We start from the raw sequence: 22,965 nt of genomic DNA, 5'->3' as shown, positions 1-22,965 counted from the left end.
CTAGTTGAAGACGGGGCTTCGCACAAAACGCTGCGGAGTCCGTTTTCTCCGGAAAGAAGGGGAGAGCCATGACCAAGCTGACGATTCGGACTTACTCTTATTTATTTCTTATTCCCGCATTTCTGATCTACTTCGTCTTTTACTTGCTGCCAACGGTATTATCGCTCTTCTTCAGTATGACGCGTTGGACGCTCACCGATTGGAATTACATCGGCTTCGACAACTATGTCACTTTTTTCTCAGAGACGGCGCTCAGCATCGGCTTCAGAAACACGTTAATTTATGCGGTTGTAACCTGCGGCCTCAAGGTCATCCTTGGCCTATTGCTTGGTGCGTTTCTCACTTCTAGCGTTTTATTTAAAAACTATTTGCGTTCTGTTATTTTCTTCCCAACACTGCTTAGCACGATCGCGGTTGGGATCGCCTTCTCCATTATGATGCATCCTTCGCAAGGGCTGATTAATACAAGTCTGGCTGTATTTGGTATTGACGGACCCGATTGGCTTGGCAATACAAAGATTGCGCTGTTGTCTGTTGCCTTAGTAGACGTATGGAAAGGTATAGGCGTTGCTACCGTTATTTATATCGCAGGCATTTCAGCCATTCCAGGCGAATATTACGAAGCGCTCAAAATCGATGGCGGGAGCAGCATGAACGCATTCCGTTATATTACCGTTCCCTTAAGCAGACCGGCGATGAATTCGGTCATCATACTCTCATTCATCGGAGGGCTCCGTTCCTTCGACCTGATCTGGGCCATGACGAAGGGGGGGCCGGGTTTCACGACCGACCTGATCGCCTCGATCATATACAAGCAGTATCAGGCGGGTTTTTACGGCCTAGCAACTGCGGGCAACGTTATCTTGTTTGTCGGTGTGTCACTGCTGGCGTTTCCTCTGTATAAGTACCTGACGAAAAGTGAGGTGCACTTATGAGCAGCGAAATGAGCCGAGTGATGAATAAAGGCGTGGGTAAACCGCTGAACCGCGGCGAAAACAGAGGGATAAGCAGCGCAGCTAAGAGGATTATCGTTGCCGTGTTCTCGCTGGTGCTCAGCACCGCCATTTTTTGGATTCCGTTTTATTTTGTCATTATCAACTCTTTTAAAAATCAAGCCGAATCTGCACTTATGAATATGTCGTGGCCGAAATCATTTCATATTTTGGAAAATTACAGGGATGTGTTGACTGCTGCCGATCATATGCTTGTCCGCGCTTTTTATAACAGCATGCTGCTTACGGTATTATCGATCACTGTACTGATCATCGTCAGCGCGATGGCCGGATTTGTACTGCATCGCAGAGAAGGGGGGCGCTTTTCTTCCTTCTTAAACTTTCTAGTTTTGGCAGGTTTGATGATTCCGCCGGCGATCGTGCCTACAATCTGGGTACTCGACTCGATCGGCCTGTTCAAGACGCTGGCAGGCATCACTTTCGTGGAGGTTGCGCTGCACTTTCCGTTTGCAGCTATTTTGTACAAAGCGTTTGTGGCAACGCTGCCGCGCGAAATTGATGAGAGCGCCTTGATTGACGGCGCGGGCGGCGGGCGGCTGTTTTTTAGTATTATTTTTCCTCTGCTAAAGCCCGTTACTTCAACCATCATTGTGCTTGAATCGATAAACGTATTTAATGACTTTGTCAATCCGCTTTACTTCTTCCCAGGTTCCTCCAACGCGACGGTGCAATTGACGCTGTACAACTTCATGAGCCGGTTCACGACATCGTGGAATTTGTTATTTGCCGATATTGTTCTGATCTCTATTCCAATGCTCATTCTGTTTATTTTCTTCAACAAAAAAATTGTAGCCGGCATGACAGCAGGGGCTATTAAGGGATAATCAAGCATGGACTGCACTGCTTGTGCACGAACGAAATCATTGTAAGGTAATTGATTTTGTCCTCATTCAGAGAGCCGCAGTCATTAGGATTGCGGCTTTTTAAGGATGCTTGCGGTGAATCGGTTGCTGTAAATTGCACATCGTGAGAACGTTGATCGACCTAAGCATACCAGCTGTCTGCTGTACATCCTAAACCGAGCCTCTCCTTTTTTAAAAGCAGTCTCGATCGGAAAGGTTTTTGTCCCGAACCGCCATGATTTGGACAGAAGGAGACAGTATGATGAACTTATAAAGCGTTTACAACTATGACGGCTTGGCGATTAGGCTATCGATATGATCTAGAAAATTCATTATCCAATTCAGAGGACGAAAGGAAGTTGAATATGGCGGTCAAAATCGGAATTGTAGGCATGAACGGGATCGGCAACAACCATGCGAATTGTTACAAGGAGGATGAACTGGCTGATGTCGTAGCGGTATGCGATGTCATTAAGGAGCGCGCCGACGCAACTGCGGAGAAGCACGGTGTAAAGGCGTACTATACGCTTAAGGACATGATCGAGAATGAGCCTGATRTTCAGGTGATCGATGTGACGACAGGCGGCATTGACAACGGCAGCTGGCATTTTGAACCGGCGATGGAAGCGATGTCTTACGGAAAGCACGTGCTCGTGGAGAAGCCGCTGTGCAACGATGTGCGTGAAGGCCGCGAGATGGTGGCATTTGCTGAGAAGCAGAAGGTGTATCTAGGCTGCAATCTGAACCATTACTTTACGCCGCCGGCGGAGAAGGCGAAGCAATATATGGAGAGCGGAGAGGTAGGCGAATTAATTTATTGTCTGGCTAAAATGGGCTTCAACGGCGGCGAGCTCAACTATGCGCTTGCCAGCTCGGATAAAGTGAAAGGTCACCCTTACTTCCATATGCGGGCGTTCCTGACCCACCCATTCAGTGTTATGCGCCATTTCTGCGGTGATATTACGCACATCCAGACGTTCTCCGACCGTCCAGGCTTCCGCCGGAGCGCAGGCGATGTTATGGTGTCCATCAACAGTATCCATATGAAGTTCGCAAACGGTGCAGTTGGCTACCTATTAAGTCAGCGCGGCGATGCGGTCTACGGATTAGGCGGATGGTGGAGTCTTGAGGTTGGGGGCTCGAAGGGGACATTTACTATTGAGAACTGCGTCGAGAAAGTATCGTTCTGGAAAGCGGAGAAAGGTATTCCAGCGATCAGTGTTCCGATTGAGCCTGAAGTGACGGATTTCGGAACAAATGATTTTAACCGGACTTTCAACCATCGTCTGCATGCATTTCTGGAGGATGTTGACAACAAGGTGTCTCCGGATGCGCTGCGCGCCAGCGGACGCGATGCGCTTGCTGTGCTGGAGTATGTGCATGCTGTACAGGAATCGTATGAACGAGGGGGAGAGGTCGTTCGTCCTCAGCCGCTGCCGCCGCTGCACGGTGATCCGTTTTATCTGAAATAATCTCAGTTAAGATAGCGAATTGCTATTTTGTTGCCTGTGATTTCTATGTAGGTATTGCAGGAAAATGAACTAATACATGTTTTACTAATCCATTATTCAGGAGGGCTCATACATGATTAAACTAGGTGTCAATTCCGTACTGTTCAAAGAGTTCGACTTCGCTGAAGCGGCGAAGCATATTGCGGCCTGCGGCTACGATGGTGTAGAGATTGCCGCTATTCAAGGCATGTGCGAGCATCTGGATCTCAGCCGCTGGAAGCARCAGAAGAGCGAGCTGCAGGCGATTGTGCAGGAAAACGGCCTAACGTTTCTGTCGACTGAGGTGGCAACGCTCAATGAGGAGCGGCTGCTCCCAGCGTTCGAAGCTGCCGCTGAAATTGGTATTCCAATCGTAAACGTTGGTCCTGGCGGAAAGCTGGGAGTGGAAGAAGACCTGCAGGCATCTATCGAGATGCTTGCGCGGATGGCAGAGAGAGCGGCTTCGTTTGGCATCACGCTCTGCGTCAAAGCTCACGTCGGCAATGCCATTCACAATACGCCGACTACGCTGCGGGCGATGGAGTCAATCATCTCCCCGGCGTTCGGCATCGACATGGACCCAAGCCATATCCACCGTGCCGGCGAAAATGCGGAGAAGGCGCTGCCCGCTGTGCTTAGTCGCGTAAAGCATGTTCATATCCGTGACTGCAAAGGACGGGAGCAGGGACCTGGACCGATCATGCTTCAGGCGTGCGGACGGGGTGACATCGATCTATATGGCTACTGCAAAGCGATGGTGGATGGAGGTTACGACGGACCGGTCGTCGTTGAGGTCATTGGTGCTTCACCTGAGCATACGCTTGCGCAGGTATCCATCGTAGCCGCTGAGTCGTACGGCTATCTAAATGCGGTTCTTAAACAGCTGAACGCACGATAAAAGCATTATTTTCATCCAAAAGGAGGATTTCAAAATGACTAATAAGAAACCAAATATTCTACTGTTCGGCATAGATAGCCTTCGTCGGGATCATATGAGTGCGTATGGTTATTCGAGGCTGACTACTCCGCATCTGGACAAAATTGCTGCCGAGGGCGTTCTATATGAGAACCATTTCAGCCCGGGCATTCCGACAACGCCGGCTTATGCATCGATGCTGACTGGAATGGATGTGTTCGGAACCGACGTTGTGGCGCTGCGCCACGAAGGACCGCTTGGCAGTCACGTTAAGACGCTGCCTGAGCTGCTTGCGGAGAACGGCTATAACACGTCATGTGTCGGCTTCACGGGCAATCCATCATCGCGCGGTTTCCAAACATATCTTGATTATGAATCTTGGGTGCCTGACGAGTCGGGGCGTACGCCTAAGGCGCAAAATCTAAACGATGTCGCTATTCCAGAGCTGGAGCGGCTGGCGGCAGAGGATAAGCCGTTCCTGCTGTTCATGCGGCATATGGATCCGCATTCACCTTATTTGCCGCCTGCGCCGTTCGAGCGGATGTTCTACGGCAAGGACGAGAAGGACCCAGCTAACGACTCCATGGAGCCGGTTTATAATTTCAAGCCGTTCGCCGACTTCTTGAAGTCATGGATTCCGGAAGGCGTCACTGATGAAGCTTATGTTGGCGCGCAATATGATGGCGCAATCGCTTATATGGATGCTTGTATCCAAGGCATCTTCGAGAAGCTGAACGCACTGGGCTTAGAGGAAGAGACACTTGTCGTTATCACGTCGGATCACGGCGAGACGCTGTATGAACACGACTGTTATTTTGATCATCACGGCCTCTATGACTGTACGCTTGTTGTGCCGCTTATTATTAAGTTTCCGGGACGTTTGCCTGCGGGAAAACGGGCTCAGGATGTGTCGGTCATCTCGGATATTATGCCAACGCTGCTGCAATTGATTGGCATCGACAGCGGCATTTCCTTCGACGGCCGCAGCCTGCTTGAGCCGGTTGCGAGCGAAGATTCAGAGCGGATAAGCGAGCTGTATCTGACGGAATGCACGTGGATGCGCAAGCACGGCTGGCGCACACCGGAATGGAAGCTGATCCGCTCGCTTGAGCCGGACTTCCATTTTAAGCCGGAGGTAGAGCTGTACAATCTGATCCAAGATCCAGAAGAAAACAACAATGTGGCGGAGCTGCAGCCGGAAGTCGTTGCACTGCTTACGAAGCGGATGGAGGATCATATTGCAAAACGTGAAGAGCAGACGGGTCGTACGAATCCGATCTATACGAATTTGAACTGGCATGGCAAAGGCCAGACGTTCACCTCGTCCGAGCAGGCATACGAGTCACTGCATATCGGCAATATTATTGGCGCGCGCTCCCTTCAATCCAAGGAGGAGGCGGCATCCAAATGATTCGGGTTGCTGTCGTTGGTGTCAATCATATTGGGAAAATCCATTGCCGTGCTTATCGGCAGCATCCAGATACGGAGCTTGCGGCTGTCTGTGATCTGATGCCAGAACGCGCGGAGGCAGCTGGTCTTGAACATGGCGTTCCTGCGTATACCGATCTGAGAGAGCTGCTGGCTAAAGAACAGATCGATCTAGTCGTCGTAGCGACGGCGGGGGTTGAGAAGGGCAGTCATCATTTTGAACCCGCGATGATTGCGATCGATGCTGGCAAGGACGTCCATGTAGAAAAGCCGATTTCTAATCGGATCGAGGAAGCGAGGACGCTGGTTGCTGCCGCCCGGGAAAGGGGCGTCCGGCTCGCTTGTAATTTGAATCATCGATTTACGCCGGCTGCTTACAAAGCGAAAGAGCTGATTGAAGCTGGCAAGCTAGGCTCTCTTCTCTTTGTCAATATGCGGCTAACGATTCAGAACCCGCAGGAGGATACGGAATGGCTGCACATGCGTGCTCTGCATCCCCACTCCATCGATGTCATGCGGTATTTTGCCGGTGATATTAAGCGGGTTCAAGCGTTCATGACCAAGGCGCCGGGACGGCAGAGCTGGTCGACCGCATCCGTCAATGTGACGTTTGCATCCGGCGCGGTTGGCCACTTGACCGGCAGCTACGACATGTCGATGCGGCATCCCATTGAATATTGCGAAGTCGCAGGTAATGAAGGCCGGTTTGTTATCGATAACGTGTATGAAAGCATGACATATTATCCGCATCACTCCGACGAGCTGCTCGTTGTACGCAACTCGCTGTTTGGCGGGATGCAGGGCTTCAATGATACGTTTACCCATCGGATCAATCGATTCATCGAGCAGGTCAAAGCAGGCGATGCGCCGGAGAAGATCGAGGCGTCAGGAGCGGATGCGCTTGCCGCACAGGAAGTTATTGAAGCCGCAATTCGTTCGCATCAGTCCGGCGGGATGCCCATTGACATACCTGCAATCGGATAAGCGACCGAACTTGGCGAGAGGAGAGGACAACATGGATAAACAACATGGCTCGGTTATATGGTTCATGGGCTTGTCGGGAGCAGGCAAGACAACGACGGCCAGGCATATAGCGGCAGAGCTGCTGCGGGAAGGACGGCACGTAGAGCTGCTCGATGGCGATGAGCTTAGAGAAACGATTTGCAAAGGACTTGGATTCTCACGGGAGGATCGATTGGAAAATATAAAACGGATCGTCTACGTCGCTAAGCTTCTCTCTCGCAATAGCGTAGATGTGCTCGTCTCTGCCATCACCCCTTATGAGGAGATGCGGGACTATGCCCGTTCGCAGCTGCCCGGATTTGTGGAAGTTTATGTGCAGTGCCCGCTCGGGGAATGCGAGCGCCGTGATGTGAAGGGCTTGTATGCTAAAGTGAGAAACGGGGAACTGCACCATTTTACAGGCGTTTCCGATCCATTCGAGGTACCGCACTCGCCCGACATCATAATCGACACGGCTTCTGCTTCATTGCAGAATAACGGCGAAGCCGTAATGGGCTGGCTGCATGCCAATATGAGGTTCAAGCATGCGGCGCAGCGAGCATAACCCAAGAGGTGAATAAGGACCGGAATACCGGACTACTCGAAGGAGACATACAATGAAGATCATACTGATATCGCTGGATACGCTTCGTGCATCAAGGCTGAGCGGGTACGGCTATTCGAAGCCGACAAGCCCATATTTGGACCAGATTGCCGAGCAAGGTGTGCTGTTCGAGCGAGCTTATGCCGCAGACATTCCAACCGAAGTGGCGCATACCGGCATTTTTACAGGCAAAGTAGGGCTCACGACAGGGATTGTCTCCCATGGCTCAGAGCTGACGCATCTGCCCAAATCGACACCGTGGCTGCCAAACCTGCTGCGCGGCGCGGGCTTCACGACATCGGCGGTGGACAATTTGTACCAGCTTAAGGAATGGTTTGCCCGCGGCTATCGCTACTATACGAACAGCGTTGGCGGCAATCGCTGGATCGACGGCCGAACGGTCAACGATTTGGCTATGCCATGGCTGGCGGAGCATAAGGATGAATCGTTCTTTTTGTTCCTTCATTACTGGGATGCTCATACGCCTTATTTGCCGCCGGAATCCTATATTCCAGACTTTTATGAAGCGGGGCGAGATCCGTATGATCCGAACAACCGAAGCATGGAACCGGCTTACAATCATCCCGCCTATCCTTTCTTTAAGCACCACCATTACGATCTCGTTGGCCCAGTGACCGACAGCGCTTACTACGACGCGCTATATGATGCAGAAATCCGCTATCTTGATGATCGTTTGAAGGAACTCGACGCTCATCTGGAGAAGTTAGGTATCAAAGAGGATACGCTGCTCATTCTATTCGGAGATCATGGTGAAAGTCTGACGGAGCATGACATCTACTGGGATCACTGCGGCTTATACGAGCCGACTGTCCATGTACCGATTATTATGCGATGGCCGGGTCGTATCCCAGAGGGGCGCAGGGTGCAAGGTCTCGTGCAGCAGGTTGACCTCATGCCGACAATACTGGAAGCGATACGCAGCGAGAAGCCAGAAGGTATCGAGCTTATGAAGGTTGCAGACCCACCAGGCATGGACGGCCGAAGCTTATGGCCTTCTATTCTCAACTTGGCTGACGGAACGCACGATGTTGTCTACCTTAGTGAATGCGCATGGCAAGCGGCACGCGGCATACGGACGGAGCGCTACAAGTTTATTCGCACGTACGACGCGGGGCCTTTTACTAGACCGCCTAGAGAGCTGTATGATCTGGATGCCGATCCAGAAGAGACGGTAAATCTCGCGGAGCGGGAGCCAGAGCTCGCCGATCAGCTGGAACGGCAGCTGGATAGTTGGGTGGAGGCGAAGCTGGGGGGACGCGAAGATCCGAAGGATCGGCAGCTTCGCGAGGCGGGACTTCCGTTCCGCAGACGCATTGAGCAGATTTTGGCGGAGTCAGAGATGACGTGGGACGAATGGTTTCAGGATCCGCGCCGTGAACGATTCGATCAGGCGACAGACGGGCGGCATGAACAGACCATCGGATGTTGATCCGATTACGAACCGAGGGGATGAAGGATGGGGCATATACTGGGAAGCAATAGTTACATGAAAGATGAATTCCCGTTCTGGATCAATCGTATGGTGCAAGCTTCTGTCTCTGAACACGGTCACGAGTTCATTGAGCTCGTCTTTGTGGTGCATGGACAGGGCGTCCATATCTTCCAAGGCAACCATTACAATATTCATGCGGGCGATGTGTTTATTATCAATCCCGGCGAGACGCATGCTTATTCAGTAGAGAGTGGCGGGAGTATGGAAATCATCAACTGTTTGTTTATGCCGTCCTTTATTCCCGATGCGCTGCTTCAAGAGCTGGAAATAACGGCATCGATGGACTACTTTTACGTGCATCCCTTCCTGAAGCAGGATGTCCGTTTCAACCATTATCTGAATTTGAACGGGCAGGAGGCGTCGTCCGTGCTGGCGCTGCTGGAGAATATGATCCGTGAGCTCAACAGCCGAGGCCCCGGGCACACGACGTTGATTCGCCTGCAGATGGTGGAGCTGCTCGTTCTGCTGTCTCGCTATTACGCCTATATGCAAAGCCATCGTATTCATAAATCACCGCGCCAATCGGAACGAGTAATGATGGCTAGACGGATTTCCGGCTATCTCGAACGCCATTTTGACAAAAAAATTACACTTCAAGCGTTGTCCGGCCTGTTCAATGTCAGCACAAGGCAGCTGAACCGGTTGGTGCGCGAGGAGTTCGGGAAAAGTGTTTTCGACCTGTTGCACGAAATTCGTATTGAACGGGCGAAGCGGATGCTGCTGGAATCCGACCAGAAGGTCATCTACATCGCGACCATGGTCGGCTACGACGATCCATCGTTCTTTAGCCGACTGTTCGTTCGTTATGCCGGCTGCTCGCCGCGCGAATATCGGACCGGTACACAGGGGCTACGGGAAGGAAAGGAGCTGAGCGGGCATACCACACTCGATGAAAGAGCGGAGGCCTAACGTACTGCTGATTACAGCAGACCAATTGCGAGAGGATTGCGTGGGCTTCAGCGGTAAATATCCCGTTCGTACACCGCACATTGACCGTCTGTCTGAACAGGGAGTCTCCTTCTCCCACGCTTATTCCGTACTGCCGGTATGTGCACCGGCGAGGCAGTCACTCCTCCGTGGCAGGAGGCCGGAAACATTCGGTGCCTTATGGAATTACAGCGGGGCGCTGCCTGTGGCTGCACTGCCGCCGGAAGCCTATACATGGACGAGAGCACTTGCGGAGAGCGGTTATGCAACCGCATATTTGGGCAAATGGGGAGTCAATCCGGTGCACGGGCCTGCGGCTTATGGTTTCGATTCATACGTCAGCGAAGCTGAATATCATGACTTTATCTCGCAAAAGCATCCGGACGTCCGATACGAGAATGGCTTCTTCGGCGAAGAGAGTCCGCTCCCGCTAGAGGACGCAGAGACGCATTGGCTTGCCGCGCGTGCAAGTGAGACGCTGGAGCGGCTGCAAGGCGAAGATCGACCTTGGCATATGGCGCTGCACTTCAGCGATCCCCACTTGCCCTGCCGACCTTCGCTTCCTTTTGCAGCGATGTATGCTGCTGCGGACATCCCGGAGTGGGCAGGCTTCCGCGATACCTTTGCCGGAAAGCCATACATTCAGCGCCAGCAGCTGGAGAGCTGGGGCGTTGCCGATTATGATTGGCAGGACTGGGCGCCGATTGTTGCCCGTTATTACGCCATCATTAGTCAGCTTGACGATGCAATTGGACAAGTGTTGGGGACGCTGGATCGGTTAGGTATGGCGGATAACACCATTGTGATCCTTACTGCAGATCACGGTGATATGTGCGGTTCCCACGGTATGATGGATAAGCACTACATCATGTATGACGATGTTGTTCGGGTGCCGCTAATCATTCGGATGCCGGGCGTCGTCGGGGACGTAGAAGTGGGCGGACGATGTGACCGATTTGTTTACAATTTTCTAGATTTGCCGCCGACGCTTTTGGAGCTTCTCAATCTGCAAACTTGTGATCCTGGGGATTTGCAGGGGCGCTCACTTAGTCCTCTACTGGCTGGGGAGGAGCCTGCCGATTGGCGGGATGCCGTTGTATCCACTTATAACGGCCAACAGTTCGGGCTTTACACGCAGCGGATGATCCGCACGGCAGAATGGAAGTACGTTTGGAATTTAACAGACGTCGACGAGCTGTATGACATGGTTAATGATCCTGGCGAACTGGTTAATGTGAGTGGGAAGTTAGAGCACGCAGAGTTGCTTGCCGTGCTTAGGAGACGGCTATTTGAGCAGCTTTCCGTGGACGGTGATGCGATCGTCGCCAATGAATGGACGAAACGTCAGCTGTTGCAAGGTGGGAAGCTGGGTGGGATATGAAAAGGATTGCTGAATTCTTGTGCATCACGATTTGGTAACGATATGATTGATACGATGTTATTTAAGGCGTATAGGAGTTAAAATTGTGCGGTGGGTGACCATCGTACGGGTTCGATTCCCGTCCTCGGCATAATGAAATCAAGGGTTTCAGCTCATATGAGCTGAAACCTTTTTTCGTTCTTGGAGAGGTTTTGCTAACATTTTGCTAACGCCACTTCTTTTATTACTTCTATTCGAGTTTTCCGACACGCTCAGCATCATGTTCAACTAGCTTCTTGAAGAGCGTTAGCTGGTTATGGATCACACGATTCTTTGTATTCAGAAATAGACATGTAAAATGTTCTTTGGGAGCATGTCTCAAGTCGGGAGCGAGCAGGTCGTATACATCTTTGGGACGTTGAATTGCAACTTGGTCGTGCGAGGGGATAATCAGCGCTTTAGCTAGTTGAAGCAAAGCTGTAATCTGTCGAGCTTTTCCTAATCCAATTCCTTTGATCATGGTTAACTGTTGCTCGCTTGCTTCCAAAAGCTCTGTTGTTGTTTGAAACAATTCTTGAATCACGTAGCTGTTCTGATTTTCTCTCAAGGACTCTGAGTTAAGGCGTTTGATTTCTGTCGGTGGATAAGTGTTCATGTGTTTTCCTCCGTTAATTCTGATGGATACAAAAAGGCCGTACACGTTGAAGGTGTACGGCTTTTCGATGCATGTAGCGCCTCTCGCGAGGACTACCTATCAAATATAAAAATATTAATATTTTTGTTACGGAAAAGCCCATTTTTTGACGCGCATTGCTGAATGATATTAGATAATTTGAGAAACACAACATATTTCGACAAACAAATTCGACAAGAAATGGTATATTGGGCTCATAAGGAAAGTATGCGGTTATTTTGTGAATAGTTTTGAGAGAAAATTAGGTAATGGCAACATATCAGAGGTGCTGCCCCAACCTATCCTATAGAACTATTCCACACTTGATTTTATCAAGAATGGTATGAATATTTGAGTGGGATTCAGAAAGGAAGGGGCATGAGATAGAAAGAACTTTTGAATGATTACACCTAAAAAACCTGTTATTTATTACATTTTCATTGAGGTGAGATTATTAAGAAATTAATCACTCTTTTCGAGAAAGCCAATACAAGGTTTCTCCCTGAGCAAGATAAATTAATAACTAGTGGTGTAGCAGAACGAACCTTATGTGGATCATTAATGAGTTATCTTCAAGATGAGCTAAAGGGAACTGCTTTTTCAAAATACTATGTAGATGTCGAATATAACAGAAACAATGGAAAAGTGAAGACTATCATAAATGAGAACATTGAAACAATACCTATTAATTGCGACCTAATAATTCATAGTAGAGGCGAGAACATTAACCAAGATAACTTGATTGCTTTAGAAATGAAAAAATCGGTGAATAGAGAATCAGCAAAAAGTAAGGATAAGAATAGGTTAATTGCTTTAACTAAAGATAATTTTGATGATGTTTGGTCATTTGACGGTACGAGCCTTCCTGAACATGTTTGTAGATACGAATTAGGCGTATATTATGAAATTTCTGCCGCGAAGAGAAAAGTATACATGGAGTATTATATAAAGGGAAAGTTAGCATATACAAAAATACTTGATTTCTGATTACCGCTTTGAGCATTTGACTTCATTTAACTTTAAAAGAGGTGGTAGAGAATTTGAAAGATACAGAATACATGTTAAAGAGCTTAAGTGGGGGAGAGCTACAGCGACTTGCATTTGAACTTCTTCCAAGAATGAATCATGAATGGGAAGGGCTCATTTATAGTGGAGCTGTTGAGGGTACTTACAAAACTAGGAAGGGTACACCTGATATTTGGAAGGAGTCTGATGAAGGTAATCTTATTTATGTTCAAGTGACTACTGATTCCAAATCCGGGAAAATGTTTGAGGATGTAAAAAAAAGTGTTGAGCATCTACTTGAAGAGCACAGAGCTGAAGGCGCACTTTGTATAGCATTTGTAAGTATAGAACCTCAGTCACGTGAAGTATTGCGATGTCAAGCGTTATGCCAACGGAATGGCTGCCGATTTGAAATTTTCCATAATAGTAAAATTGCAAAAGCGTTGAACCAAGTATTTAATCATGATTTACGTGAATATTTTTTAAATATACCATCGGATTTCAAAAAAAGTGAGAAAGTGATTGTAGTTTCTCAAGTACAGAAGAGAGAGCAATCCTCAGATCCCCGAGTTTTTATTGGAATAGCAGTGGTTCTGAGCGTCATTACAATGGTGATCTATTTAAGTCATCAATCTCTTATCTTCTGGTCAGGAATTTCAATTTTTGTAGTAATGGCACTTAAAGCCATATATCGAGTGTACACCCTGAAAAAGAAAAATGTATTCGACAATTTAGATTCAAAATATAAAAGAGCACTTTGGACTCCTATATTTAGTTGGGTAGGAGCTATGGGGGCTATGATCATAACAAAGTTCCCCATTTACAGTTCTGGGCAAATTGAATCGGTTAAAGAGCAAATAATACAGAATGGAATGCAAGGCATTGTACCGCGTATAATTGAGTTGATTGTTAAGAATTCGATGGATGTAGCCTTTCTTTTAGGACAAGCGCTATCGTTGTGGTTTCTTGCTTTTTTATCTTTGCTCCTCCTTACTTTTGAAGTATTTCATACTACACATTTTTTTCTGAATAAAGGTAAGGATGCAAAGAATTCTGTATCAAAATTCCTTAGTTGGATTAATAAACGAACATCATTTTCACAGTCTTTGATTTTCTTGAATAGCTATTTAATCGTAGTGAGTATTTTATTCGGAAGTGGCCTTTTTACAATTATTATAAAACATTTTCAAAGTTCAACTTCAATGACTTTGAATTAATCGATCTCATTGATAATTTTCAAATGAGTTCCTATCCTATCTTAGTAAGAGGTTGCAATTAATGACAACAATAAACCTGCGTCAAGAAGAATACGTATTTCGCCAAAAATTAATAGTTGAGATTAATGAACGAATCAATTCGTTCATTAATTCATATTTCAAAAAATATAAGAATAACTTAGGCTATTTACTTATTTATCCTCTCCTAAAGCTAGAAGAACGTTGCATAGAGCTAGAACGTGAGGGGAAAATTAGTTGGATTGAAAAAGAGAGATATGCGATTAGCTGGTTTGTAAGAGAGATGTTTAAGCAAGGAAGTTGCGGCACGACTTATCTGTTTGATAAAGATGAGTATGATAAATTTAAAAAGTTGTATCCCCAAATTAAATCTGTATGGGACGACTATGAGTGTAAATTAAAAATTAATGACATGAATTCTTATGGACAGTATAAGGTGGAGATGATTGGTAATAAGGTTAAAGTGATTAAACCATCTATAATGAATTCGATGCTTGATGCTTCCATTTACTATAGAGGAATTCATGATGAAGTGGCAATGAAAAAAGAGTCTGAGGCATCTGTTCGTGTTATTAATTATCTAGCTTCTCGGAATCATAAGCAGCTGAAAAAAATAGAGAGGTGTGAAGATAGGGAGTATATTGATCTTTGCATTTCAAGAGTCGATAGAGACTTTGAAAAACTCGGTGGAAATATTATTAGTGATTCGATTGAACAGATGTCTAATTTTCGTAAGCTTGTAGGGCTTTTGTATTCTTTAAGCCAATTCAAAATTTTTTGTAAATTAGCTGTTGTACCAGGATACAATGAATCAGCGGATTCATTAGTTTTTTCATATAACAAAGATCAGTTAATTGATATGGCGTATAGAGCGATAAGAATTCCAATAGAGCAGCTTAAAAAGTACTTTCTGTATTTTACTTTTCCAATAGATAGGGAAGGTACTTTTCAAGAGTTTCCTTTAATATTTCATCAGGATTATATTTACTTCATACCCAGTTCCTTTATATTAAATGATTGGCACTTAAATATCCCTAATGGACATTACTACAAGGCAATAGATATTACCAATAGAACGAATACAGTTGCACATACAATTGTTAGTTGGGTAGCAGATAAAGCTGGTAAATGTTCTAATATTGTAGTGCAGATGGAAAAAGATTATCAAAAAATTGCATATCAGCAAGGTATTAAAGGGAGTGAGATTGATTTAGCAATCTATGATATAGATAAAAACATTCTTTTGATAATCGAGTGTAAGTGGCAAGAGAATGTCTTTAACCCAACTGAAGATTACTTAAACACACAACGCATATTCAATAAAGTGTACAAAAATCAGTTGCCAGTTCACGAACAATTTCTAATCAACAAGAATAATATCGACTACGTCTTTGACAATGACAAACGGATTACTGAGTTATCAGATCGTGTACAAATTCATTATCTAATGCTGGATAAGAGAGTTCAGCTACATTTGGGAAATAAACATTTAATTACGGTTTATATGATGCTTCAGCTAATTACTCTCTATTCCTACGACGGAAAGTTACATCTTGACGAATTAATCAACAAGATCCAATCATTTGAAACAGAAGTAGATTACGAGTTAATGGGTGCATGCGCCAAATTTAATTTGGAAGGATATGAAGTACAGGCTGAGTGTTTAAATTACTTCTACTTAGAACCATAGTATCCAGTCGATTATGACTTCAGGTCTCAGTGAGAATGAACTCCGTAACTCTTGATAAACGGCAGTTGAGCTCAATGAACTGAACTGTATAACGCTAATAAATGAATACTGTATTTCATCAAAGAACATGGTAAACGTCATACAATATGAAAGGCAATCAGCCTAACATTAATACTGATAAGGTGGTATTTGTGGAAACTTATAAGCAAGATATAAAAGAGCGATCTCGGGAAATGATATGGGAGCATGCTGTATATTCATTGACTAGTAATAGAAGCAATAATAGAGTTCTTAAAGAAGAGTACATCAGAAACTTATGGAATTATATTTTTTATAAATGTAAGTACACAAAGAACTATTTTTTAACTTATCAACCAGATGTTTCAATATTAAATTCATGGTGCGATTTCGCAAATAATACCTATGGATTTAAAAAGGCTAGTGATTTAAAAGTCGTCTATTTATGTGGGCCAGAGCCAGAGAATGATTTGCATATATTATTACGACTTGGTGTACGAATAGAAAATATCTGGGCCATAGAAGCAGATAAAGGATATTTTAATACAGCAATTGAAAACATACGTAACAACTATCCAATATTAAAGGTTTTTCATGGCAGCATAGAAACCTTTTTTAAAATATATCCTATGTCTTTCGATATAATATATTTAGATTTTACTGCTCCCTTGTTTTCTAAGGAGAAAAAACCATTTTCAACAATACACACTATCTTTGATAATCAAATTCTTTCTGAGTTAGGTGTTTTGATTACAAATTCATCAGTTCCAGATAAAACAGACGAAGGAATCGATTTTTTAGCTGACTTCTTTGTGGATCAAAGATATCTTGAAGGCAATGTACATGGTGCTATTGATAATAATGGTGATTTAATTACGTGGTTTGGTGACGGAGTAGGGCAGTATTATGGTACTGGGAATAAGGCAGCATTAGCTTCCAAAATAGCAGATAATTTTGAAGGAGCGTATTCTTCGTTCTGTTCAGTGTACCCTATTTTTTATGCAAATGTGGTGTCTCCAGATTATAGAGTATCAAATGAAAGGGTTCTGTTTGAAAAGTTATTTAATAATGACGAAGCAGCCTACAATAAGTTTATCAGTCAAGAATATAGAGATGAATATATGATATATGAAGATTATCCGCAAGTTGGATTTGTTGAAAGAATAAACAGCTCGGATTTGAAGTTATCTAAGTACTGGGACAATGTATATAGAGCTAAAGAAGCTGGGGGAAGGTGTAATAGGTCCGAAGCTGTAAGAGTATCAGCTCTTTTGCGTTCGGGGTTTAGTAGAGGGGATACTGAGATATATTCACCAACATTATTAAAGTCTGTAAAAGAAACATATAAAATTATGGATGAAATCGAAAAGAAAAGGTTGTTCTGTGACATTATTTTTCCGGATATTTTAACAGAAATAGCTTTAAATCAGTTGGGTTTACCTTATCATCCTCAAATGTTTAATCACAGACGGTATAGTTATACTGCAAAAAAGAGAAAAATGTTTACAGATATATTTACATTCGATCGATGCAGGGCGTTCTACGATTGGATACCTTTAATAGAATTCTACGGTGCAAACGTAGCGACCTTAGAAAGACAGATGATATTAAGAAGTTGTATAGATGCTATAGGAGGAAAGCAATTAGGATTTACGCCGATTCCAGTATATGATTCTGGCGTTAGTGTGATTGGAATGTTTGAGGAGGAGTGGGCAAAATTTATTCATGGATTACCTGCAAGAGTTGAATTGTAACAATGAATGTTGTTGTCAGCAGTTTAGTTTTTATGCTTCCCTTAATCGGGATATGTGAAGAGGGTATAGGATTACTATTCATCGATACGTAAAAATTCGGTGTCTTCAACACTTTTCAGAGTTTACGGCATTTGCAAAATTGAAGAAGCTTACCTCAAATGGAAATTACGGCTTGGCTCTTCCGGGAAATGATCCTCTGGGATATCATGCGATGTTTACCATGATGCTGAATAATGGCGGGGGATTGTTTACAAGTGACAAGGAAATAGACGTCATGAATGAACGGAATGTCGAGACAATGAAGTTCTTATATGATGTCGCTAATGACGGTTCCATAAATCCAGCTATGATTGGTTTTAATAATGACAGTGCACTTAAGGATTTCGGAACTGGGCGAGCAGCGGTATATTTTCATTCTGCAGAACTTCTTGGTCAATTTCCAGATCTTGCTGACAAAATCGGTGTACTTGAGCCGTTAGCTGGACCGCATGGTGACAAAGCAACCTTAGTATGATCTACAAGGGTACAAAGCATCCGGAGGAGACGAAGGTGTTTCTCAAATGGTGGCTGGGAAACAACAAACCATGGTGTTTATAAAATGTTATTAAGAATGAATTTGAGTATATTTTGTGGTATTGTATATGGATTTGAAACATCGAATTTGTAAACATGTCGAACTCATTTCGTATTGACTGGTTTTATGTATTTGAATATGAAGAGAACGTCGAATGAAACTCGCGTTCTCTTTTATATCCAGAGTTAAAAATGAGCTAGAGCACCAATGAAAAATAGACTTAATATCACAATTGATCTTCCAGTATATGGTGTTATATACATGTATAATCCTTAAATCGATTTGAGATGATTCATGATAACCATTTTTAGTTATATAGTTTGATCTAAGAAGTAGTTCAAATCACTAGTGTTGCATAAACCTTCAAAAACATGTAGTTAGAATATTCAGAAATCAATTTTTCCGTTTTAAATCCAAAAGATCGATTAGCCGTTAAAGGTAGTTTCGTCAATTTGGTAATTTATGTATGTTAGGCTAAGTGTCGTCTGTCTACTCTTCGCTTACATTTCTACGAGCTATCTTTACGTCTTCGTCCTGCCGACTTCCTGCTGGGTGGTCGTCTCATGCGCTTCAACCATTGCTCGTACGGTTTCCATAACAGTGCTTTGAGCCAGCGACTGAGTTGCAGGAGCGAGTGTGTGACCTCACTTTCACGCTTAGTTAGCACAAGCAAACAAAAGGCAATGAGCGCGATCCACACTTTGTTACGAACGGCTTGCTCACTTGTTCCATAGAAGCGTTTGAGTCGTAGATGCTGTTTCATCCATTTGAAAAACGTCTCGATCGCCCAGCGACTACGGTACATATCTGAGATTTCGTCACAAGTCAGATCAAACCGATTCGTCACGAGAATGAGAAGGTTTCCTTCAGAGTCTGCAGTTTCTACCATGCGAAACGCGTGTTTGGTACGCTTCTGAGGAGAGCCGATACGTACCTTTTCGTCCATGGTTACTTTGCTGCCTGCTCGGACCTCAAAGCTCTCTAAAGGTTCAATAACCGCGTTGTTCTTAAGTCGAGTGACGAAGTGAAACGTTCAGAGTAAGAGTCAAAAGCGCCATAATCCACATAAACGCGGTCAAAGACGTAGGTAATCCCTTCCTCTTGAATGAGCGAGTCCATTTGGGTTCGGTCATTTTTCTTGGCTTCTGTAATCGTCGCTCGCTCCGGTACAACGTCGTCTGCATCTACAAAAGCCAGTCACAAATGAATCTTGATGCCGGCTTTAGTCTTGCGGAAGGTTGCCCATTTGAATTGCTGTAAACACAGTGAAACGGTGGTCGAGTCGATCACTTTCATCGGGTACGTTTAGCTGGAGAAGTGCTGAGAGTCAAGACCTTCCCAGCCAACCGCTCAAATACGTGCTGAAGTAGATCAGAATCGACTTGGTTATGTTTGCGACAAAGCTCAGCTGCGGAGATTGACGAAAATCCAAGTTCTCGCTGGAATTCATGGTTACAAACATCATCGGCCATGTCTCGTAGACTTTCACGGTTCTGCAACTGAGCATGCAGGAAAAGCTTGCAGTGTGAAATGGTCGTTAGTTTTTTGACGTACTTGTCTTGGCCGCTTTCGGCGACGGAATTTTTGAAGGATTTCGTAATAATGGGCGAAATCTATTTACCTAATGAAGAAAATAGGGTATCCTTATCCATGCGATTGGTCCTTTTTAATGGATTATGGACGGGAACTACCTGCCATATCATTATAAAGGATCTTTTTTATTTCTATATAGATTAATTCCAGAAAACATTGAAAATTCAGTTAACATTTATGCAACGCTAGTGATGCAGAGTATAAAAATGCCTGTTAAACTAGATGAGAAATATTCCTCACTGTTTGTTTTTAATATTCATTATGATATTAGTAATGATACACGACTGGATTTTTTTTATTCGGATGATATTTTTCATTCGCAAATAGCGGTACAAACGGGCGATATCGGAATTATATGTTGTATAGGTGATAACAAGGCGGTCGAGCACAGATTAAACAAATATTTTGAGCCTTACTATGGAATTAAATTGCATCCAGTTCAATTTAGACTAAGTATTGCGGAAATTTTCTATTTACGCACACTTTTGAAAAACAGAACAAGTAGTATTTACACTGATGATGAAATCATTCTTTTGCCTCCGTTTTTTGATTCAATTGATGAATATAATTATAAGACATATGCTATGGTTCTATTTTATTTTTTACGTAGTTTTGATTTTAAGTTCGAAGATATTTATGATTCGGAGTCGGACGCAACATTAAATTTATTGATAAATAAAGATAAGAGATTAATAATCTATGGCGAGGATAACAATATTAAGCTTGGTGAAATACACAATGGTTTCTCAGGAGACTTGCTTAAAGAGATGAATGTACAATCAAGTGCATTCCCAATTAAAAAACAACATTTATGTTAAGCGAGAGATGGAAAAATTCCTAGAAAAGAGATGTTCAGCACAATGCACATACTTTATAATGCTACACTTTCTGAGCTTATTGGAATGGTTTATCTACTAGCTGGTGGTCTGATTGCTTTGTGGTTTTTAATCAAACAATTGAATAAAGATAAATTTGGTGTAATTCCACTAAGGGTATTTGGAGTTCTTATGCTTTGTGGACTTGCATTCCTTTGTAATTATTGGGTCACAAATGTACTGGTAATGCTAATCATCGCTCCTCTGGTATCAGATAAGCAATATTTGCTTCATATTATCCAGATGGTTGAGCGTCTTATGTCAGGAAAAGCAACAAACAGTCAATTTGTTGTACAAGCAATGACACCCACAGAGATTCAAGAGGAGGCTGAAAGAAAGATAATGTTACACGAAACGGAAATTGGACATGCGGACAATTCAAGTAATTTAATTGAAGAGTCTAATGCTCATTTCCTAATCGAGATAGAGAATACCATTTTCGATCTATTAGAAGTGCGTCTATTTGCAAATTCTGATACGTTTAGTAGAAATCAGATTCTTCTGGACAAGAAAAAGGGCAAAACTCAGAGTTTTGGAGCTATTGTTCATTTTTCACTTAACGAATATGTCCTCATAGACATCCAGCCTTCATTTGTAGAAGACAAGGAAAACGACTATCTTGGGAACATGTTTTCTAAAATAAAACTCTACGAACGATATCTGAAAAGCATTGGATCAAAAGCAAAAGTGAGAGGCATTATTGTTACAAGTAGTAGTGCCAATGTCTCAAGTGACATTCATTTAGATATCATTTTTGCAAAATATGATGATTTATACAATCAACTTGAAAATGAATCTACTGTGTCTGAATGGTTGATGAGAGACAGCAAAGTTGGTGGATGGTCATAAGTAAGATTTATGTAGGGTTTGTAGCTACATATTTTATCTGTATTTGTTTTATTGTAAGCATGTTACTTCAAGTTGTACTGATTCTTCCAATTGTATTTGTATATAATCATATCCCGTATATATACATTCAATTGATTAGTGTTGCTGTTGTTATCGGAGTACTAGGGAGGAGAATGTTAAGACGGAGTAAGACGGAGCTACTTGTAGAAAATAATGATATTCCATTAGAAGAAGTTAATCTAGCGCTTTGGGAAAAACTCTCTATGCTATTTAATAGATTAAAAATTAAACAAGCAGTTTATGTTTTTGTACGTCCAAAACAATCTATTAATGCAATTTCGAGTGGAAATGCTCATCAAGGCTACATTGTTATTCATCAAGGGCTCTTGGAAATCCCGGAAAATGATTTGCTCGCTGCTCTTTATCATGAGACATATCATGTAATACATTGGCCGATTCATATAATAGACAATGAAGCAAGGTTTCTAATCAATGAACTAATAATGAAATTAGATAAGTTCAGGATTAGGGTTAGTCAACGGTTTATATTATCCAGAATATTCTTAGCTGGAGAATTTACGAATTTATTTATACTTTGCTTGATGGCCATTCAAGGAGTTCTCAAACAATTCTATCATTTTTTTTGCGTTTTAATTGACGAAAATATGGCGGACAAGTTTTCGATTGATATGACAGGTAGAAAAAATATAATACATCTTATTGACCGTCATTTGAATCAGTCCAGTTCTACAAAGGAGAAATATTCCAATTTAATATATGTGCGTCATTTAGACCCACAAACTAGAAGGAGTATACTGGAGAAATATCATTTTCATAAGTTTATTAAAAAAGATTGGAAAGTATATCGGTATGTTTTATTTTTAAAAGGGATTGTGTTTTTAACGGTTGCGCTTGTATTTGTGAATTTAATCTTTACTTACTCTCCAGTACTGTTTCAAAAAGTATTTGAATCTTTGGGCGAGAGTTGGCTCAGATTATTTTCACACAATGAGCACAGGGCAGCAATTTGGGGAGTTCTTCTGATGGCTAGCGTGTACTTAATGTGGAACTGTTATAAGTTTTTCAGAAACTACCGAATTCTTAATTCTAATTCAAAGCAAAGGCAGTTGTTAAGATTATTAATGATATCTTTAATTTGCATGTCCTGTATAGTAATAATAATTGATTCCTGATTAATTAACTTCGCATCTCTATGCTTCAACTGCTGGTCACATTAATTCTGAGTGCCGTAGAGCGCTCGGACATAAAAACTTAAAATCTTTGAAAGCCCTGTCCCTTTCCCCGACTATTCTTTTAATTCAATTGACCCCATCGTCCCACTGGCAGCGATGAGGTCTACTTTAATACCAAAGGGCAGAAACGTAGAATTTCTGCCCTTGATTTTGCTAACATTTTTGCTAACATAAATCCATTCGACTCTTCTCGGACTTAGAAGGAGAGGAACATAAAGAGTACCCTTTAACCCGCATGGTTAAAAGATTCCTGTTCGAGAATTCCGTGGTTTTGAGAAAAGGTTCAAAAGACTGTTTCAAGACTTAAAATCCTGCGGTGAAGACGTGGAACATCTGTGACAGCAGTGGGTC

22 protein-coding genes are annotated in these 22,965 nt (G+C 43.5%); 18 read left to right on the top strand and 4 right to left on the bottom strand.

Translation table 11 applies throughout. The features are described from left to right. The first annotated feature begins 68 nt into the window (after positions 1–68). From AB4Z50_RS13640 to AB4Z50_RS13595, 10 genes are all read left to right on the top strand, one after another. Positions 69–935: a carbohydrate ABC transporter permease gene (locus AB4Z50_RS13640; RefSeq protein WP_430062355.1), complete on the top strand. Its 867-nt coding sequence runs from the start codon at positions 69–71 to the stop codon at positions 933–935. Continuing rightward, a complete protein-coding gene (locus tag AB4Z50_RS13635) occupies positions 932–1,837 on the top strand; it encodes a carbohydrate ABC transporter permease (RefSeq protein ID WP_441879592.1) in 906 nt (301 codons plus the stop codon). The genes AB4Z50_RS13640 and AB4Z50_RS13635 overlap by 4 nt, the downstream gene beginning before the upstream one ends. A gap of 383 nt (positions 1,838–2,220) precedes the next feature. Beyond that, positions 2,221–3,327, top strand: coding sequence for a Gfo/Idh/MocA family protein (locus AB4Z50_RS13630; protein ID WP_441879590.1), 1,107 nt, complete (start codon positions 2,221–2,223; stop codon positions 3,325–3,327). Positions 3,328–3,439: 112 nt separating this feature from the next. Further along, positions 3,440–4,243, top strand: coding sequence for a sugar phosphate isomerase/epimerase family protein (locus AB4Z50_RS13625; RefSeq protein ID WP_441879588.1), 804 nt, complete (start codon positions 3,440–3,442; stop codon positions 4,241–4,243). A gap of 34 nt (positions 4,244–4,277) precedes the next feature. Beyond that, the gene (locus AB4Z50_RS13620) at positions 4,278–5,672 is read left to right on the top strand and encodes a sulfatase family protein (protein ID WP_441879586.1); all 1,395 of its coding nucleotides are present in this window, start codon (positions 4,278–4,280) and stop codon (positions 5,670–5,672) included. Further along, positions 5,669–6,673, top strand: a complete 1,005-nt coding sequence (locus AB4Z50_RS13615) for a Gfo/Idh/MocA family protein (protein ID WP_441879584.1) — start codon at positions 5,669–5,671, stop codon at positions 6,671–6,673. The genes AB4Z50_RS13620 and AB4Z50_RS13615 overlap by 4 nt, the downstream gene beginning before the upstream one ends. A gap of 31 nt (positions 6,674–6,704) precedes the next feature. Further along, on the top strand, positions 6,705–7,256 hold the full coding sequence (gene cysC / locus AB4Z50_RS13610) for an adenylyl-sulfate kinase (protein WP_441879582.1): 552 nt from the start codon (positions 6,705–6,707) through the stop codon (positions 7,254–7,256). 52 nt (positions 7,257–7,308) lie between these two features. Further along, entirely contained in the window at positions 7,309–8,745 is a 1,437-nt protein-coding gene (locus AB4Z50_RS13605; protein WP_441879580.1) for a sulfatase family protein, read from the top strand. A 57-nt stretch (positions 8,746–8,802) separates the two neighbouring features. Further along, on the top strand, positions 8,803–9,717 hold the full coding sequence (locus AB4Z50_RS13600; protein ID WP_441879578.1) for a helix-turn-helix domain-containing protein: 915 nt from the start codon (positions 8,803–8,805) through the stop codon (positions 9,715–9,717). Then, positions 9,698–11,116 carry a sulfatase-like hydrolase/transferase gene (locus AB4Z50_RS13595; RefSeq protein ID WP_441879576.1) on the top strand — a complete coding sequence of 473 codons (1,419 nt, stop codon included), beginning with the start codon at positions 9,698–9,700 and terminating at the stop codon, positions 11,114–11,116. Before AB4Z50_RS13600 ends, AB4Z50_RS13595 begins: the two co-directional genes overlap by 20 nt. Before the next feature lie 229 nt (positions 11,117–11,345). Here the strand turns inward: AB4Z50_RS13595 and AB4Z50_RS13590 are convergent, their stop codons facing one another. Further along, positions 11,346–11,750, bottom strand: a complete 405-nt coding sequence (locus AB4Z50_RS13590) for a JAB domain-containing protein (RefSeq protein WP_441879574.1) — start codon at positions 11,748–11,750, stop codon at positions 11,346–11,348. Positions 11,751–12,329: 579 nt separating this feature from the next. Here AB4Z50_RS13590 and AB4Z50_RS13585 point away from each other — a divergent pair. The 5 genes from AB4Z50_RS13585 to AB4Z50_RS13565 all read left to right on the top strand — a co-directional run bounded on the left by AB4Z50_RS13585 (position 12,330) and on the right by AB4Z50_RS13565 (position 17,984). Further along, positions 12,330–12,755, top strand: coding sequence for a hypothetical protein (locus AB4Z50_RS13585; RefSeq protein WP_441879572.1), 426 nt, complete (start codon positions 12,330–12,332; stop codon positions 12,753–12,755). Between the two features lie 53 nt (positions 12,756–12,808). Then, on the top strand, positions 12,809–13,990 hold the full coding sequence (locus AB4Z50_RS13580; protein ID WP_441879570.1) for a hypothetical protein: 1,182 nt from the start codon (positions 12,809–12,811) through the stop codon (positions 13,988–13,990). Between the two features lie 61 nt (positions 13,991–14,051). Beyond that, a complete protein-coding gene (locus AB4Z50_RS13575) occupies positions 14,052–15,698 on the top strand; it encodes a hypothetical protein (protein WP_441879568.1) in 1,647 nt (548 codons plus the stop codon). A gap of 146 nt (positions 15,699–15,844) precedes the next feature. Then, on the top strand, positions 15,845–17,470 hold the full coding sequence (locus tag AB4Z50_RS13570; protein WP_441879566.1) for a hypothetical protein: 1,626 nt from the start codon (positions 15,845–15,847) through the stop codon (positions 17,468–17,470). Positions 17,471–17,609: 139 nt separating this feature from the next. After that, positions 17,610–17,984 carry a hypothetical protein gene (locus tag AB4Z50_RS13565; protein WP_441879564.1) on the top strand — a complete coding sequence of 125 codons (375 nt, stop codon included), beginning with the start codon at positions 17,610–17,612 and terminating at the stop codon, positions 17,982–17,984. A gap of 568 nt (positions 17,985–18,552) precedes the next feature. Here AB4Z50_RS13565 and AB4Z50_RS13560 read toward each other — a convergent pair. The 3 genes from AB4Z50_RS13560 to AB4Z50_RS13550 form a co-directional block, all read right to left on the bottom strand. Next, positions 18,553–19,038: a transposase gene (locus tag AB4Z50_RS13560; RefSeq protein ID WP_441879771.1), complete on the bottom strand. Its 486-nt coding sequence runs from the start codon at positions 19,036–19,038 to the stop codon at positions 18,553–18,555. Continuing rightward, complete coding sequence (locus AB4Z50_RS13555; protein WP_441879562.1) at positions 19,026–19,163, bottom strand: hypothetical protein; 138 nt, start codon at positions 19,161–19,163, stop codon at positions 19,026–19,028. Before AB4Z50_RS13555 ends, AB4Z50_RS13560 begins: the two co-directional genes overlap by 13 nt. Positions 19,164–19,336: 173 nt before the next feature. Then, on the bottom strand, positions 19,337–19,645 hold the full coding sequence (locus AB4Z50_RS13550) for a DUF4372 domain-containing protein (RefSeq protein WP_441879768.1): 309 nt from the start codon (positions 19,643–19,645) through the stop codon (positions 19,337–19,339). A 75-nt stretch (positions 19,646–19,720) separates the two neighbouring features. Here AB4Z50_RS13550 and AB4Z50_RS13545 point away from each other — a divergent pair, with 75 nt between their 5' ends. Genes AB4Z50_RS13545 through AB4Z50_RS13535 form a run of 3 tightly spaced genes read left to right on the top strand, consistent with a single transcriptional unit; the run spans position 19,721 to position 22,554 of the window. After that, positions 19,721–20,455 (top strand): hypothetical protein, encoded by a 735-nt coding sequence (locus AB4Z50_RS13545; RefSeq protein WP_441879560.1) that lies wholly within the window; start codon positions 19,721–19,723, stop codon positions 20,453–20,455. A 30-nt stretch (positions 20,456–20,485) separates the two neighbouring features. Further along, positions 20,486–21,361, top strand: a complete 876-nt coding sequence (locus AB4Z50_RS13540) for a hypothetical protein (RefSeq protein ID WP_441879558.1) — start codon at positions 20,486–20,488, stop codon at positions 21,359–21,361. Next, on the top strand, positions 21,322–22,554 hold the full coding sequence (locus AB4Z50_RS13535) for a M48 family metalloprotease (RefSeq protein ID WP_441879556.1): 1,233 nt from the start codon (positions 21,322–21,324) through the stop codon (positions 22,552–22,554). The genes AB4Z50_RS13540 and AB4Z50_RS13535 overlap by 40 nt, the downstream gene beginning before the upstream one ends. Positions 22,555–22,965 lie beyond the last annotated feature (411 nt).

Origin of the sequence: Paenibacillus sp. 2TAB26 (assembly GCF_052115145.1) — a bacterium.
GTDB lineage: Bacteria > Bacillota > Bacilli > Paenibacillales > Paenibacillaceae > Pristimantibacillus.
The sequence above is the reverse complement of the archived record's forward strand: the minus strand, read 5'-3'. Positions and strand labels throughout refer to the sequence as shown.